The sequence below is a fragment of the Bacillus sp. FSL L8-0099 genome (assembly GCF_038006385.1).
Lineage (GTDB): Bacteria > Bacillota > Bacilli > Bacillales > Bacillaceae_G > Bacillus_A > Bacillus_A toyonensis.
The window spans coordinates 1,406,100-1,421,134 of sequence record NZ_JBBOVC010000001.1 but is presented as its reverse complement, the minus strand read 5'-3'; the positions used below and the strand labels follow the sequence as shown (position 1 = coordinate 1,421,134).

18 protein-coding genes and 1 riboswitch are annotated in these 15,035 nt (G+C 34.5%); of the genes, 3 read left to right on the top strand and 15 right to left on the bottom strand.

The window, feature by feature from the left end:
* Positions 1-175: 175 nt before the first annotated feature.
* Positions 176-1,150: an asparaginase gene (gene ansA / locus MHH42_RS07450; protein WP_000822002.1), complete on the top strand. Its 975-nt coding sequence runs from the start codon at positions 176-178 to the stop codon at positions 1,148-1,150.
* A 32-nt stretch (positions 1,151-1,182) separates the two neighbouring features.
* On the opposite strand, the gene MHH42_RS07445 is transcribed toward ansA, so the two are convergent.
* The 12 genes from MHH42_RS07445 to MHH42_RS07390 form a co-directional block, all read right to left on the bottom strand.
* Positions 1,183-2,163 (bottom strand): YpdA family putative bacillithiol disulfide reductase, encoded by a 981-nt coding sequence (locus MHH42_RS07445; RefSeq protein ID WP_001168501.1) that lies wholly within the window; start codon positions 2,161-2,163, stop codon positions 1,183-1,185.
* Between the two features lie 109 nt (positions 2,164-2,272).
* Complete coding sequence (locus MHH42_RS07440) at positions 2,273-2,803, bottom strand: peptidoglycan recognition protein family protein (protein ID WP_001240651.1); 531 nt, start codon at positions 2,801-2,803, stop codon at positions 2,273-2,275.
* A gap of 79 nt (positions 2,804-2,882) precedes the next feature.
* Entirely contained in the window at positions 2,883-3,119 is a 237-nt protein-coding gene (locus MHH42_RS07435; protein WP_015000291.1) for a DUF3961 domain-containing protein, read from the bottom strand.
* Positions 3,120-3,211: 92 nt separating this feature from the next.
* Complete coding sequence (locus tag MHH42_RS07430) at positions 3,212-3,421, bottom strand: hypothetical protein (protein ID WP_195754918.1); 210 nt, start codon at positions 3,419-3,421, stop codon at positions 3,212-3,214.
* Between the two features lie 78 nt (positions 3,422-3,499).
* On the bottom strand, positions 3,500-4,786 hold the full coding sequence (gene gudB / locus MHH42_RS07425) for an NAD-specific glutamate dehydrogenase (RefSeq protein ID WP_000225171.1): 1,287 nt from the start codon (positions 4,784-4,786) through the stop codon (positions 3,500-3,502).
* 321 nt (positions 4,787-5,107) lie between these two features.
* A complete protein-coding gene (locus MHH42_RS07420) occupies positions 5,108-5,716 on the bottom strand; it encodes a genetic competence negative regulator (RefSeq protein WP_001235404.1) in 609 nt (202 codons plus the stop codon).
* A gap of 77 nt (positions 5,717-5,793) precedes the next feature.
* On the bottom strand, positions 5,794-6,669 hold the full coding sequence (locus tag MHH42_RS07415; protein WP_001142655.1) for a MerR family transcriptional regulator: 876 nt from the start codon (positions 6,667-6,669) through the stop codon (positions 5,794-5,796).
* Positions 6,669-7,445, bottom strand: a complete 777-nt coding sequence (locus MHH42_RS07410) for a metallophosphoesterase (protein ID WP_000637910.1) — start codon at positions 7,443-7,445, stop codon at positions 6,669-6,671. The genes MHH42_RS07415 and MHH42_RS07410 overlap by 1 nt, the downstream gene beginning before the upstream one ends.
* A 67-nt stretch (positions 7,446-7,512) precedes the next feature.
* Positions 7,513-7,992, bottom strand: coding sequence for a LysM peptidoglycan-binding domain-containing protein (locus MHH42_RS07405; RefSeq protein ID WP_001231536.1), 480 nt, complete (start codon positions 7,990-7,992; stop codon positions 7,513-7,515).
* 22 nt (positions 7,993-8,014) lie between these two features.
* On the bottom strand, positions 8,015-8,578 hold the full coding sequence (locus tag MHH42_RS07400) for a CPBP family intramembrane glutamic endopeptidase (RefSeq protein WP_001025774.1): 564 nt from the start codon (positions 8,576-8,578) through the stop codon (positions 8,015-8,017).
* Positions 8,578-10,107 (bottom strand): RecQ family ATP-dependent DNA helicase, encoded by a 1,530-nt coding sequence (locus tag MHH42_RS07395; protein ID WP_000762984.1) that lies wholly within the window; start codon positions 10,105-10,107, stop codon positions 8,578-8,580. The genes MHH42_RS07400 and MHH42_RS07395 overlap by 1 nt, the downstream gene beginning before the upstream one ends.
* Positions 10,097-11,158, bottom strand: a complete 1,062-nt coding sequence (locus MHH42_RS07390) for a helix-turn-helix domain-containing protein (protein WP_001176982.1) — start codon at positions 11,156-11,158, stop codon at positions 10,097-10,099. Before MHH42_RS07390 ends, MHH42_RS07395 begins: the two co-directional genes overlap by 11 nt.
* Positions 11,159-11,456: 298 nt before the next feature.
* Between MHH42_RS07390 and MHH42_RS07385 the strand changes: the two genes are divergently transcribed.
* Positions 11,457-11,705, top strand: coding sequence for a ferredoxin (locus MHH42_RS07385; protein WP_001151993.1), 249 nt, complete (start codon positions 11,457-11,459; stop codon positions 11,703-11,705).
* Positions 11,706-11,828: 123 nt separating this feature from the next.
* On the opposite strand, the gene MHH42_RS07380 is transcribed toward MHH42_RS07385, so the two are convergent.
* Positions 11,829-12,407, bottom strand: a complete 579-nt coding sequence (locus MHH42_RS07380) for an ECF transporter S component (RefSeq protein ID WP_000810844.1) — start codon at positions 12,405-12,407, stop codon at positions 11,829-11,831.
* A 162-nt stretch (positions 12,408-12,569) separates the two neighbouring features.
* A riboswitch (FMN riboswitch) is annotated at positions 12,570-12,709 on the bottom strand.
* Between the two features lie 248 nt (positions 12,710-12,957).
* Between MHH42_RS07380 and MHH42_RS07375 the strand changes: the two genes are divergently transcribed.
* On the top strand, positions 12,958-13,644 hold the full coding sequence (locus MHH42_RS07375) for a hypothetical protein (protein ID WP_000710843.1): 687 nt from the start codon (positions 12,958-12,960) through the stop codon (positions 13,642-13,644).
* Between the two features lie 28 nt (positions 13,645-13,672).
* Here the strand turns inward: MHH42_RS07375 and MHH42_RS07370 are convergent, their stop codons facing one another.
* Both MHH42_RS07370 and MHH42_RS07365 read right to left on the bottom strand, forming a co-directional pair.
* Positions 13,673-14,287 (bottom strand): peptidoglycan DD-metalloendopeptidase family protein, encoded by a 615-nt coding sequence (locus MHH42_RS07370; protein WP_000866132.1) that lies wholly within the window; start codon positions 14,285-14,287, stop codon positions 13,673-13,675.
* Between the two features lie 84 nt (positions 14,288-14,371).
* On the bottom strand, positions 14,372-14,953 hold the full coding sequence (locus MHH42_RS07365; protein WP_000781253.1) for a cob(I)yrinic acid a,c-diamide adenosyltransferase: 582 nt from the start codon (positions 14,951-14,953) through the stop codon (positions 14,372-14,374).
* Between the last annotated feature and the right edge of the window lie 82 nt (positions 14,954-15,035).

Here is a 15,035-nt window from a genome sequence, read left to right as displayed (position 1 = left end):
CCACTCCTTCCCACCATATACTTACACATTACATTTCATGATTTTATACAACGTACATAGCGCAATTAAATTTATTGTCATATTCCAAGCATGCTTTTATACATTTTCATTGTCGAATTTACTCAAAACATGTTATGTTCTAAATGTATTTTTCAACTTGAAAGGGGTATAAGCATTGAAAAGAATCCTAGTTTTACACACAGGTGGAACAATTGCAATGGAGGAAGATAAAGAAACTGGGGTCGTACAACCAGGAGAAAAAAATCCTCTTTTAAAATTCATTCCTGATTTAGAAGGCGATGTTGATTTAATCGTTGAAGATGTGTTCCATCTACCATCTCCTCATATGACACCAAGCGAGATGTTACAATTACAAGTCATCATTGATGAAAGAGTAAAACAAGACAACATTCATGGCGTAGTCATTACGCATGGTACGGATACATTAGAAGAAACCGCATATTTCCTAGATTTAACAGTCAAAGCAACTATTCCAATCGTAGTAACAGGCGCAATGCGTTCTAGTAATGAATTAGGTGCTGATGGTCTATATAACTTCTTATCAGCTGTAAAAGTAGCTAGCAGTAATGAAGCTGCAGAAAAAGGTGTTCTAGTCGTATTAAACGACGAAATTCATTGCGCTACAAATGTAACGAAAACACATACAAGTAATGTTGCAACATTCCAAAGTCCACAATATGGACCAATTGGAATGGTAACAAAACGTGGTGTTGTCTTCCATCACGCTTTAGTACATCATGAAACGTATACAGTAAATAACATCTCTAAAAACGTAGTTGTTCTAAAAGCATATGCTGGTATGGATGATACATTGTTAGCAGCAATTGAAAACCTTCCAGTTGACGGAATTGTCATTGAAGCGCTTGGACAAGGTAATTTGCCTCCACGTACACTCCCTAGTTTAGAACGATTAATAAGCAAAGGAATTCCAGTCGTATTAGTTTCACGTTGCTTCAATGGTATCGTTCAAGACGTATATTCATATGAAGGTGGCGGCAAACAATTAAAAGATATGGGCGTTATATTCACATACGGCTTAAACGCTCAAAAAGCACGTATTAAATTACTAGTCGCATTAGAGAATACAAAATCACATGAAACAATCCAAAATATGTTTATGCACGAATAAAAAAAGCTGTCGAATTTTTCGACAGCTTCTTTTTATTTTTCTCTCGACGCAATGGTTTGCGCAATCGCATCTCCATGAAATCTACCGTTCTCGATAAATATTTCATTTGCATTATTCCCAGCGGCAATTACACCTGCAATGAAAATATTTTCAGTGTTTGTTTCCATTCTATCCTCTGTATAAATCGGACGCCCAGTTTCTTCATCAATTCGAACGCCCATCTCCGTTAAGAAACTATGATCAGGATGGTAACCCGTCATCGCAAATACAAAATCATTTTGGATTGTAAATGCTCCGTCATCAACGGTATACGTTAATGTATGTTCAGTAATTTCTTTCACATGAGCCCCAAAATGCATTTGAATTGTACCGTTTCGTACTAACGCCTCAAATTCCGGTAAAATCCACGGCTTAATGCTCGGCGAGTACTCACTTCCACGATACAGTACCGTTACACGCGCTCCTGCTTTAACAAGTTCCAACGCAGCGTCTATACTTGAGTTTTTTCCACCTATAACTACTACATCTCGATCAAAATAAGGATGTCCTTCTTTAAAATAGTGAGCTACTTTCTTCAGTTCCTCACCTGGAACATTCATATAATTTGGATTGTCATAATATCCAGTGGCTACAACAATATATTTCGCTATATATATTTCTTTATGTCCGTCACGTTTCGTCGTCTCAACCTTAAAAACTTCTCCATCTTTTTGAACTTTCTCTACTCGTTCGAAAGCATTTATGCGTACAGATTTACGCTTTACTACTTCGCGATAATACGCAAGTGCTTGATTTCGAACTGGCTTACGGTTTTCGGTAATAAAAGCTACTTCACCAATTTCTAATTTTTCACTAGAGGAGAAAAATGTTTGATGAGTTGGATAATTATAAATCGCATTTACAATGTTTCCTTTTTCAATTACTAACGGATTAATCCCTACCTTTTGCAACGAAATTGCTGCTGCTAATCCGCACGGACCGCCTCCAATTATGATAGCTGTTTCTTTCTGCATACTCGGTTCACTCCTAGTCTTCTACCTCTGCACTATTTATAAAAACAAGAAAAAACCTACTTACAACAGTAGGCACCTATCTTTATTGTATTCATTTTTCATACGTTTGTCATCTAAACGAAACGTACATCCGATAGACATCTGCTAAAAACTGTTGAAATTTAATACCTTGTTTCCCTAATACATTTTCAGGATCAATCTTTCTAGCTGGATCAAGTGTTTTATGTGATACGATATCTTTTTTCGGATTCAAGCCAAAGTTTTGACATAAATAAGCATGATACCATGTAAAACGCGTATACGCTTCCCAAAAGTTAACATCACCGCCATAACAAAGTTCCACACCAATGGCAGCCTTATTCGCATCATAACCATATAAGTCATTATCCGTCGACACACCATATCGAACATGATACGCAACTTCATTTATAGGAACAATTTCCAATATTGTTTTGTCATCTATAAATGTATGCGCCGAAGCTTTCGGTTGTATTTCATTAAAGTAATCCCGATTTCCTATTGCATTGCTACCAGGATTCCCTGTATCATGACTTACAATAAACCTTACTTTAGAAAGAGGAATTCCCGGTCGTGAACTTCCATATCCAATATAGTTACGCTCTATAGGAAACATCGCCATTACTACCAACTCCCGCTTTAGAAAATTACCTTACTTCCTTATATATGTATTCGGTAGCAATGTCCTTATCGCATATTTCTTACACGAAGAGAAAATCGAAAATATTTGATGTGAACACCATAAATAACAAAATACTTACAGCGACTCCATAAAAACCGTAAAACCAAACACAATCTTCTTTCGTATCTAAGCCGAAAAATTCATTTACTGATTGTAATAATGTGCCACGCTTACTTTGTTTGTTTCGTAATACTTCCACTCGTTCTACAACATCTGCTGGCATCATAAATCTTTGGTCTACTGTCATTTTCATCATTTATCTCTCCTTAAAATCATTTCCGTTTTGTTTATCTAAAGAGAGTATAGCACGTTTGTTCGTATGGAACAAGCGTTCTTTTATTTTTTATTTTATTTTTCAACAAGCCAAGTAATAATCGTGAATATAACAGCGATAATCGGCCCTACTACAACCAAACCAAATATTAAAAACAATAAGCCTTCTCCGAACATCCGAACGACACTTGTTTTTCGGGCTTTCATCGTTCTTAAGAGTTCTCCCTCTAACCTCTTAACCTTTTCTTCTAATTGTTCTACTCGTTCCATCATTTCATTTTCCATATACAACACCTCACACTAATACTCCAACAAAAAAACGTGATTCCCTCGAAAGGAATCACGTTTTTTCACGATATAATATTATACCCAACCTCTGAAGCGACTTGCTTCAGCCATTTTACGAACACCAACCATATAAGCTGCTAAGCGCATGTTCACTTTACGAACTTGTGCTGTTTCATAAATAGAATCAAATGATCTTACCATTACTTTTTCTAAGCGTTGTTCTACTTCTTCTTCTGTCCAGTAGTAACCTTGGTTATTTTGTACCCACTCAAAGTAAGATACTGTAACTCCACCAGCACTTGCTAATACGTCTGGAACAAGTAAAATTCCGCGATCTGTTAAAATTTTAGTTGCTTCTAAAGTTGTTGGACCATTTGCAGCTTCAACAACAATTTTTGCTTTAATATTATTAGCATTTTCTTCTGTAATTTGGTTCTCAATTGCAGCTGGAACTAAAATATCGCAATCAAGTTCTAACAATTCTTTGTTTGAAATTGTATTATTAAATAGTTTTGTTACTGTACCGAAGCTATCACGACGGTCTAATAAATAATCAATATCTAATCCATTTGGATCATGTAATGCACCGTAAGCATCTGAAATTGCAATTACTTTCGCACCTGCATCATGCATAAATTTAGCTAAGAAGCTACCCGCATTACCGAACCCTTGAACAACAACACGCGCACCTTTAATATCAATGTCGCGTTTTTTTGCAGCTTCGCGAATACAAATTGTTACACCTTTCGCTGTTGCTGTTTCACGTCCGTGTGATCCACCTAATACAAGTGGCTTACCTGTAATAAATCCTGGTGAATTAAATTCATCAATACGGCTATACTCATCCATCATCCATGCCATAATTTGAGAGTTTGTAAATACGTCTGGAGCCGGAATATCTTTTGTAGGACCAACGATTTGGCTAATTGCTCGTACATAACCGCGGCTTAGTCTTTCTAATTCACGGAATGACATTTCACGTGGGTCACAGATAATTCCACCTTTACCTCCACCATACGGTAAATCAACAATACCACATTTTAAACTCATCCAGATCGAAAGTGCTTTCACTTCATTTTCTGTTACATTCGGATGGAAGCGAATTCCACCTTTCGTTGGACCAACAGCATCATTATGTTGCGCACGATATCCTGTAAATATTTTAACAGTCCCGTCATCCATACGAACTGGTATTTTCACTGTCATCATACGAATTGGTTCTTTTAATAATTCATATACTTCGTTTGGATAACCCAATTTTTCTAATGCTTCACTAATAACAATTTGTGTCGAATTCAATAGTTCAAAATGTTGTTCCCTTTGTTGTTGTGTTTTTGTTTGAGTTCCCTTTTCGGCTACCATAGTAAGTAAACCCCCTGTAATTTCACTTGTTTAGTAAACCTTCATTGCCTAGTATACACCGTTAAATTTGGAATGCAATAGAAAACGCTAACAAATATATACAACTTATTTCGTATTGCAAGCGTTTTCACTATTATTATAGTCCTTTTATTGCTTTTAGAAAAGTAAAATACTTAAATATTTAAATATTTTTTATCTTACTCGAATACAGCGTCGCGAAACGGTATATTTAATTAAGAAAACGTTTGTTTAAATATTTATAATTGTCCCTAGCCTTACTCCTCTTATCCAAATAAAATACAAAACCCCAGCTATGTTATATTAGCTGAGGTTTTGCTTTTTCACAAAGTAATTGTATACTTGTTCAATTGCTTGAGAAGCCATTAATTCTTTACCATACTCCATTACACGGTAAATGGTTGCCGTAGACGGATTACCGTATTCTGCTAAAATAGCTATAAAATCCGCCTTCAATAATTGTATTTGCTCTTCTTCTTCCATCCAAAGATAGAAACGCCCATCCCACGTATATAACTTTCCGCCAGTTACACCAAGGTTATATAAGCGATTCGACAGGTTAATTACGTCGTCTAGTGTAGCAAACTCATAAAGTATGTGCTCGCTCTCATCTAGAGTCACTTGCATTTCAATAAACTCGTCACGGAACTCATCATCTGTATCCACTTCTTGATTTTCCTTCGTTACTATTACAACCATGCCTTGTGCTTGTAGAGAAAATACTTCAACTGCAATCGGACCATCTGCTTCAAATCCTAATTCTTTATTTGCTTCTTGCATCATATCACGAAATAGTTGCTGTACTTTCGGTGCATTTCTCCATAAATCCTCTTTCGTTAATCCTCGTTCAGATAAATCATCAAATGTTAGGAAAATTTTTATCTTATTATAATTTAATCGTTCCAGCCTCATCTCATACCCTCCCTACGTAACCATTGAATCTAATTTTTATTATATGAAATAGAAAATAGATGGTTCTTTCCGAACAACTATTCTAACATTTTTAACCATTCATCCCATTCTTCTTTCGTATCGCCGATTAGGATTGTTTGAATGTTCAACTGATCTCGAGCGCTTATTTCCCCTATAACCCCAACAGAAAGGTTCTCATTTTTTTCTTGCAATAAATCCCCAACATTCATCGCCCTTTTCAGTTCTAGGCCATTTTCAAAAGAGACAAATAAATGTTTTGGCTGTATTTGCTCAACCGCTAATAACATGCCATCTCCCTCTAAACTTGTCCTAATATGTATCGCCTCATATCCTTTTAAACGTAAATACATTGAGAAAATAAATCCTTTCAATGTATTATTTTCTAACACAATTACTTTGTGTATGGAAGAAAACGTTGAAGCATTATGATACACCATTCCTAGACGAGTTTGTAAAAATGATACGGCATATTGGAATTGCGTCATTGCAATCTCATTGTTATTTTTTAGTGTCAACAATTTGTTTGTCACTTGAAGAATAATACCGGTGATAACTTTTTCTGTTGAATAAATACTAAAAGCCTCATTTATTAATGCAGAAGTTGTAATTTCATCAAATTCTAACAAAGCTTGTAGTAAATCGTCCACTAAAACAACTTCTTTATCGTAATGTATTTCTTTTTGGGCATTACTCTGCAAACGATTCCCTTCTAATAACTGCACTGCTTGTCCAATCATCATACCGGAAGAAACCTTCTCCATTAACCATTTCAAAATTCGAATATGCTCTTCTGTATATAATCGATGCCCAGCTTGATTCCGCTTTGGGGCAATAATCTGATATCGCCTTTCCCATGCACGAAGCGTACTCGGTTGAACTCCAATAATATTCGAAACAGCTTTTATATTATATTTTCCATTTAGAGTTGGCATCATTTTCCTCCACATAACGTAATAATATGTGTTTGAGCAGGTGCTCGAAAACGAAGTGGAATCAATGTTGTTCCGTATCCATTACTAACAAAGAGAGTCGTATTTGAATGATTATATACGCCACCTTTTAAATATTTTTCAGATGGGAATAATCGAATCTGTCCTCCATGTGTATGTCCACTTAACACAAGTGAAATTTGTTCTTTTCCGGACATTTTTTTTATTATATCAGGGTTGTGACTAATTAAAATACGAAATCCCTCTTCTTTACAATCAGCCAATGCTAAGTCTAAACGATCACGTTCCAATCCAACATCATCTACACCGAGTAAGCAAATTTTCTCTCCTAACTCAGATTCAAATACAACTCTTGTATTATCTAAAACTTTTACATTATTTTCTAATAGCAACGCATCTAATTCATGGTATTCAATCTCATAGTCATTATTTCCCCATACAAAATATACAGGAGCTATCGCTCTTAACTTTTGAATGTTTGCAGAGATTTTTGATAAAGGTACGCCCTTTTCCGCTAAATCACCACCAATAATAACGAGATCTACTTTTCCCTTTATTCGCTCAATTAACGAATCTGAAATGACTCTTCTATGAATATCAGAAATAAAAAACATATTCATCTGTTGAAAACTTTGCGGGAATTCTTTAAATTCTAAAGTATGTTCCAATACCGTATTACGCATCGCTTCTTTATACATTACAAGAAGAAATATTATACCTATACATATGAGAGTACTTAATATTGTAATCCATATCATATTTTTACTCCCCTACTCATAAAGATAATCCTCAGTTTTTATAACAAGCTACGAATTGCTTAGTTTACTAGCTCTCTTGTTTTACGGACTTATCTTTTATCGGAATTTTTAATTCTTGACCTGCACTCACTTCATCTTCTTCTAAGTTATTATACTTTTTAATAACTTCAATCCCACTTTCATCTGAAAAATATTGCTTCGCTATACTTTCTAAAGTTTCTCCCTTTTTCACAGTATGCGTTACCACCTTCTCAGATTGTTTCTGAGTTTCAGATTTGGCTGAATCAAAAAAAATTACTTCAAACGCACTTTTACCAGCATTACTACTATCACTTTTCACCTGAATATATTTATCCGTATACCATAAAATACTAATTGGTAGTAATATGAATAGACACGTTAATACTCGGACAAAAATGTGATTCATTTTAAACTTTTGCTTTTTCTCTTTATTTCTATGAAGTTCACTTCGCGGCGGTAAACTTTCATCTTCTTCCACTTGCTCAACTTCTAATTCCTCTTCAAAATCAGGAATTCGTTTCCTCATGTTGTTCACCACCACCTTCCATTTATTTTCTTAGTTGGAGTCCCATTATAAAATCAACAAGAAAGTGTGCAAAGATTGTTATAAATAAATTCCCTGTCCATTCAAATACATAACCAAAGACAAAACTAATAAAACAGACGAAACAAAACAAAAATGGCTTTGTTATATACCGAATATGTAAGACTGCAAATACTAAACTTGCTATTATAATTCCGAAATGAGTCTGCATTACACCTCTAAATAAAAATTCTTCTGCAAAGCCAATAACGAACGTAATAACGAGTAAATGCATAACTGACATTCCTTGAAACATCTTATCGTTAATACCACCATCATCAAACCAAGACTCTGGAAATACTCGCATTGCAACATAATCTAATAACACAATACCAATCGCTAATAAACTACCTACTATAAGTATTCGTACAGGTTCCCACTTCCAAAGACTAAAAACTTCTTTTGTATCTCGAAATAATATATATGCTAGCAAACAACCAATACCAATAATAATTAGCTGTGTTATATACAGATTCAGCCTTATTTCTTTCGGACTCATATCTTCAACATTATGCCTTTGAATGTTCATCATTCCTCCATCTTCTCTAGGCCGAAAAGCTTTTGTAACTCTGTTTCCCAATTATAGTCGAAATCGGATTGTTGCGCTCGTCTTTTTTTATACTCCGTTTTTGTAATACCACAATAATCGCAGCAATTTTTCAACTCTGTCTCTTTTCTATAACCGAACTGTTGAAGTACATATTCACGCCTACATCCTTTAACTTGTATCCATGACTTCATGTTTTCTAGCTCACTATATTTATTACGCAATCTTATTTCTACTTCAGCTATTAATCTGTTCATGATTTCATCTGACAAGCTCTCTAATATTAGTTTTCGCCGTTGTATGATCCCAAGCCGTTCGAGATGATAGCGGATGAAACGCCAATATTGTTCATTAAATCTTGCTGCATTATAACAAATTTCTTCTACATCTTCTATTGGTAATTCTTTCGTTTGAAACATTCTTTCTTGTAGTAAAGAAAATAAAAATTGTATTTGCGACTTACTTGGCAATTCATCTTCAATAATTGAAATTGGCAAATCGTGATCCAACGGACTACATAATAAAAAGGCTATACTCGGTTCGCCATCTCTTCCAGCTCTTCCGATTTCTTGTAAGTAGGAAGCTATATTAGTCGGATAATGGAAATGAATAATATATCTCGTATTCGACTTATTTACTCCCATACCAAAAGCACTTGTGCATATTACAATTTGCAATTGGTCATTCATAAATTGCTGCTGAATTAACATACGCTCTTCATGTTCCATACCACCATGATAAAAAGCCACACCAGTACAGCCTTTTCCTCTTAAATATTCCGTTAAACGTTCTGTCCATGCTCTACTTGAACAATATACAATCCCTGGCCCCTGTAAATACATCACATGTTCCAAAAGTGCTTCTTTCTTCTCTTCTATCGTCTCTACAAATTGCACTTCCATTGCAATATTTGGACGATCAATAGAGTATGCATGCTGCGAGACATTCTTTAAACTTAAACTCTCTGCTATATCTTGCAGTACATCCTTTGTCGCTGTCGCTGTTAATGCTAGTACCGTAGGAGATCCAATGTTCTCAATTACTACGTTTAATTTTTTATAATCCGGTCTAAAATCATACCCCCACTGCGAAATACAATGGGCCTCATCCACAACAAACATTGAAATATGAATTTTCTTCAATTCTCTTATTAATAAATCCGATTGCAACATTTCTGGAGACACAAAAATAAATTTATAAAAAGCCAATTTTTTCATCGCTTCTCTTTTTTCACTTAATGTCCGAAAACTATTAAATGCAATCACTCGATTTTTCACAACATACTTTAATTGTGTAACTTGATCTTCCATTAAAGATAATAGTGGTGATACAACAAGCACTGTTCCTTCTTGCATTAGCCCTGGGAGTTGATAGCACATAGATTTCCCTCTTCCAGTCGGAAGCATCGCTATAACATCTTTTCCTTCTAATAAGTCTGTAATAACTTCTTTTTGTCCTTGACGAAATTCAGAATATCCAAACCACTTATATAAATATTCCTCAAGTTTCATTTATACCCTCCATCCGTGCCAATACAAGACGGACTTCAAAATAAGATATCTCTTCCCCAACCGCTTGTTTCAAGACACGTAACTTACGTGTTTGTAATGTCTCAATTACTTCTTTTACTTTATCTATTTTGTCTTTCTCCATAAACATCTCAATTGAAAATTCTTTTTCTCGTAAAGCGATTTCTACAAAATGATCTTCTATCGTTGCAACCTTCAAATTCCGAATTGTTGCTATTTCTTCCAGAAAGCGTCCTTGTCTCCAAAGATTATATGTTTTTTTCGTAGATATGCTAAATAAATCAGCCTTCTCATTTGGATAAGATATAATTTCAGCTAATAACGGAAACTCACTTTCTTTATTACGAACTTCTTGAATAATGAAATGAATTGTACCCCAAAATAAAAAATACACTCGAAATACATCTTGTTTCGTAATTTCTGCTAATTGTTGCAACGTACAACCGATGCGTTTATAGCCCGTTAAGCGATACGTTACGATTGTCGCCTCTAATGGTTTATTTTTTTGTAAAAGAGTATACATCTCCTTCCACAACCTTTTAGCCAATTCACTTCTCATATATGGTATTCCAGTGAGAAAACGTTTCACCCACATCATTATTTCTGTATCTTGCTGAATTGGAATAAATTTCGTATTCACCTGTTGTAAATTCGAAATGGTTTGAACGATTAATGATAATCTCTTCCAAAACGTTTCACCTATCTCACCATAGTGTAAACCATGTAAACACGTCGGAAAAGCAAAGTCATCTTTCCATTTGTTTAATTGCATGTTACCAGCAGTCGTTACTACGTATGTATTTTCATGTATAGATTGAACTAAATCCGTTTGTACCAACTTTGCAACTTCTTGATCATAATCAGCTCTATTCAAAGATTTATAAATCCCAAACAAAAAAGAAATTTGAAACATATTCCCATCTTGTAATGTTTGCGATGACCTCTTTCCTTTTAATAAATAATAAATAGAAGAAACGGTCCTTTCGCCATTCAATTGTTTTAAACAATACAATAAAGTATATTGTAGTTGCATTACCGCTTCCCCTTTCCAATTTAACTTAATTCTTTTTCAATATGATTACAACGTCTACTGTTACTCATTAACCTTATCATATCGGTACCATATGCTTGTACATACTCTATTGTACCAAACGAAATAACATTTACGTATTTTGAAAATCTTATGACATAATTCAAAAATAAGTTGACACTCTAATTGATAAGCATTATCATTATAATTTTATGTTGAAAAGTTTTACAAACCGTTTTACAATAAGGTTATAATTTTTATGGCGAGCTTTTCACATACATATTATCAGGAGGGAAAAAAGATGGCAAAATATACAATCGTTGATAAAGATACTTGTATCGCATGTGGTGCTTGCGGCGCTGCTGCACCAGACATTTATGACTATGATGATGAAGGTATTGCATTTGTAACATTAGATGATAACCAAGGTATCGTTGAAATTCCAGATGTATTAATTGAAGATATGATGGATGCATTCGAAGGTTGTCCAACTGACTCAATTAAAGTTGCTGACGAATCATTTGACGGCGACGCTTTAAAATTCGAATAGTCTTTTATTAACTTCAAAAAATGCCCCTCATATTGATGAGGGGCATTTTTTGTTCCCTATTTTCATTCTACTTAACAAAAAACCATTAGTAGTTTCACACTACTAATGGTTTTATTTTATATGTTATGCATTTTTCATTTTTGCAAACACCCATACTTTCAGGCGTGAGAATAATGCTACAAATACAATTGTTACTACAATTCCTTTAATTAAATTAAACGGTAAGATCGCTGTTACAACAGTCGTTCTTATAGCCTCACTAGACATAGCAGGTGCATTTAAAAACCAAGTGTAAGCTGGGAATATGATGATATAGTTTAATACACTCATAATTAGCGCCATTGTAATTGTCCCTAACATTAGTCCTGTCGTTAAACTCTTTACAGTACGATACTTTCTAAATAAGAAAGCTGCTGGTCCAATAAATAAACATCCTGCAATAAAGTTTGCAATTTCTCCAACTGGCACTCCTACTAAACTACCTTGAATCCCGTAATGTAAAATATTCTTTATTCCCTCTACAATTATCCCCGCAATTGGTCCAAAAATAATTGCAGCAATTAGAGCTGGCACATCACTAAAATCAATTTTTAAAAATGGCGGAAGCCCTGGGAACGGGAAATCCAACATCATTAGTAAATATGCAATACTACTTAGCATTGCTACACTCACCATCTTTACTACACTGTTTTTTTGTTTCATCGTTCTCTCTCCTTTTCCATCGATCATCTCATGGAAAGTGGAAAGGTTCTGCTATGCCTATTTTTTCATAGAATGAAAAAACCCTTTGTGTTTTACACAAAGGGAGAATTTAAGGCACATCAAACGGACGTTCAAATTCCTATCTTTTTTGAACGCTTGAACCTCCATCTTCTCCCATCCAGACTATACTGTCGGCTTTGGAATCACACCAAATCCTGCCTTAACGGCTCGCGGGCTTAGAACGAAATCATAAATAGTTCATCACCGCCGGTCGGGATTTTCACCCTGCCCCGAAGATAGACCGATATTCTATTTTCCCCTTCATTATACAACAACCTAATAACATTGTGAACTAAAAAATTGTAACTTATTTAAAATTAGTTATTTATTTTTTATAACCCATTAATAATTGCAAAATATTTTACAATACACCCCATATTTTTTATTATTAGGCATTTCTCTTTTGAATTCCCTAGTCATATATAATGAAAAGTGATAAGATGTTGAATTGTTAAGATAAGAACATTTTCTGAGTTATGGAGGAAATGTCATGAAGAAAGATAAAAGACACTCTATTCGAGAAGCAATGAAAAAAAACTTAAGAAAAGAATACTTTTACTTAAAAAAAGAATTACTTTTCTACTGTCCAATTGATTTAGGCACATTCTCAAGCGAGACATACTATGCTGCTTTCGATGAAGATGGCATCAGTATTTATCAGTATGATAAAAAAACAGAAAGTAAATTAAAATTGTGCGAGCGTCATCCATGGAAGAGTTGGAATAAAGTGAAGGTTGATCACTATTTGACAACTTCTCAATTTATTTTTCAAGGTGAGCGTAACTGGATATTATCCCTTTTCCAAAAAGGAAAAGAAGCTCAAAAAATTATCGAAGAGCATACATCTTTACAAACAGAAGTTGTTTCTCGCTCTTTCTTAAAAAAACTTCCTGGTTTTCGTTCTAATACACCGTTGAATAAATACATCGGCAGCATTTGTTACACTGCACTTATTGCATTTTTATTAAAATGGATGATTCCATTTCAAGCACCACAAATCGCCCTGTACTCTCTTTCGATTGGTTGTATGCTTCTTGGCTTACTTTGTTTGACAATCGGTTTAATTGAACCGACTATTGTACTGTTTCGAACAAAAGAAAAAACAAGAACAAAAGTTTTTTACTTATATAGCTACTTAGCTATTTCTGGATTTATATGTGTCTTTATTTTTTGGTAAAAGAAGAGCTAGTTAAACTAGCTCTTCTTTACTTTACGTATAATTGTTGATTTGGATAAATTCGCTCTTGCTGCAATCCATTTTTTGCTTTTATTTCCTTAAGTGTCATACTAAATTTCCGTGCAATATTAACTAAAGTATCCCCTTTTTGTACGACATATAATGAGGAAGAAACAACTTCATTTCTTTGTTCATTTAAAACAAGTAATGGATTCATCGCATTCTTTTTCGCCATCGTCCATCTTCCTTGATGAAGTTCTAAATGTAAATGTGCACCTCGTGATTCTCCTGTGTTTCCTACTTCTCCAATTATTTCTCCTTTTGAAATATAATCCCCTTGAACTACGTGTCTCTTATTTAAATGTGCATACACAGCCTCATATTCTCCATGTTTAATAAATACAACGTTCCCATAACTATTTGAATAATAAGACTTTGTCACCTTACCATCTTGAATAGCTGCCACAGGTGCTCCGATCGGTGCAGCTATATCAATACCGTAGTGTTTTCCATGCCTTGTCCCAAAATAATCACTTATCTGTCCTTCCACAGGCCATGTCCATCGATTTTCTTCTGCGTAAACATGTAATTGAGATAAAAACAGTACAGTCAATAACATGACGCTACATTTTAACACTTTCATATACATCCTCCGTTTTCTAATTACCACCATACCTTCTCTATTTTGGTATATTACAGAAAAAAGTATACAAAAAAAGAAAGTGAATTACTCCACTTCCTTCTCTTTCTTATCACGAAAAACTAATGCGCTACGGTTATACTCCACATCTTTTACTTGTAATCGAGTATTTATTACTCTAGCTACTGCAAACAAATAATCAGATAATCTATTTACATACTTTAGAACAACTTCATTTGTTTCCACTTCTTTTTTCAACGATACGATAGAGCGCTCTGCTCTTCTCACAACAGTACGTGCAATATGAATGGTAGCTGATGCCTCGCTACCACCTGGTAAAATAAAGCGTTCTAATGGTGGCGCTTCTTCTATATACAAATCAATCCTTCTTTCTAAGCTTTCGACCATTTCGATCGTTACTTTATAAGGGATTTTCTCCTCCACTATCGCCAAATCTCCCCCGCAATCAAATAGTTCATGTTGAATATTTTCAAGTTCATTGTAAATATCTCCAAATGCCCCGCCTTGTAGCTTAGTCATCGCATATCCAATATGAGAATTCGCCTCATCTATCGTGCCATATGCTTCTACACGAATATTATCTTTATCCACCCTGCCACCTATTATACTTGTTTTCCCTTTATCTCCTGTTTTCGTATATAATTTCATTTCTTCACAGCACCTCTCTCGTTATTCTTAATTCGACTAAGATAGAAAAAAGTTCTACTATAATTTATTTAATTGATTTTAC

What these genes read in the sequence shown, in the direction of transcription:
- MHH42_RS07390 (WP_001176982.1), bottom strand. Translation starts at nt 11,158, where the DNA reads ATGCAACTACAATATACTTTATTGTATTGTTTAAAACAATTGAATGGC.
- gudB (WP_000225171.1), bottom strand. Translation starts at nt 4,786, where the DNA reads ATGGTAGCCGAAAAGGGAACTCAAACAAAAACACAACAACAAAGGGAA.
- MHH42_RS07385 (WP_001151993.1), top strand. Translation starts at nt 11,457, where the DNA reads ATGGCAAAATATACAATCGTTGATAAAGATACTTGTATCGCATGTGGT.
- MHH42_RS07405 (WP_001231536.1), bottom strand. Translation starts at nt 7,992, where the DNA reads ATGAGGAAACGAATTCCTGATTTTGAAGAGGAATTAGAAGTTGAGCAA.
- MHH42_RS07365 (WP_000781253.1), bottom strand. Translation starts at nt 14,953, where the DNA reads ATGAAATTATATACGAAAACAGGAGATAAAGGGAAAACAAGTATAATA.
- MHH42_RS07420 (WP_001235404.1), bottom strand. Translation starts at nt 5,716, where the DNA reads ATGAGGCTGGAACGATTAAATTATAATAAGATAAAAATTTTCCTAACA.
- MHH42_RS07410 (WP_000637910.1), bottom strand. Translation starts at nt 7,445, where the DNA reads ATGATATGGATTACAATATTAAGTACTCTCATATGTATAGGTATAATA.
- MHH42_RS07400 (WP_001025774.1), bottom strand. Translation starts at nt 8,578, where the DNA reads ATGAACATTCAAAGGCATAATGTTGAAGATATGAGTCCGAAAGAAATA.
- MHH42_RS07415 (WP_001142655.1), bottom strand. Translation starts at nt 6,669, where the DNA reads ATGCCAACTCTAAATGGAAAATATAATATAAAAGCTGTTTCGAATATT.
- MHH42_RS07395 (WP_000762984.1), bottom strand. Translation starts at nt 10,107, where the DNA reads ATGAAACTTGAGGAATATTTATATAAGTGGTTTGGATATTCTGAATTT.
- MHH42_RS07445 (WP_001168501.1), bottom strand. Translation starts at nt 2,163, where the DNA reads ATGCAGAAAGAAACAGCTATCATAATTGGAGGCGGTCCGTGCGGATTA.
- MHH42_RS07375 (WP_000710843.1), top strand. Translation starts at nt 12,958, where the DNA reads ATGAAGAAAGATAAAAGACACTCTATTCGAGAAGCAATGAAAAAAAAC.
- MHH42_RS07430 (WP_195754918.1), bottom strand. Translation starts at nt 3,421, where the DNA reads ATGGAAAATGAAATGATGGAACGAGTAGAACAATTAGAAGAAAAGGTT.
- MHH42_RS07370 (WP_000866132.1), bottom strand. Translation starts at nt 14,287, where the DNA reads ATGAAAGTGTTAAAATGTAGCGTCATGTTATTGACTGTACTGTTTTTA.
- MHH42_RS07435 (WP_015000291.1), bottom strand. Translation starts at nt 3,119, where the DNA reads ATGATGAAAATGACAGTAGACCAAAGATTTATGATGCCAGCAGATGTT.
- MHH42_RS07380 (WP_000810844.1), bottom strand. Translation starts at nt 12,407, where the DNA reads ATGAAACAAAAAAACAGTGTAGTAAAGATGGTGAGTGTAGCAATGCTA.
- MHH42_RS07440 (WP_001240651.1), bottom strand. Translation starts at nt 2,803, where the DNA reads ATGGCGATGTTTCCTATAGAGCGTAACTATATTGGATATGGAAGTTCA.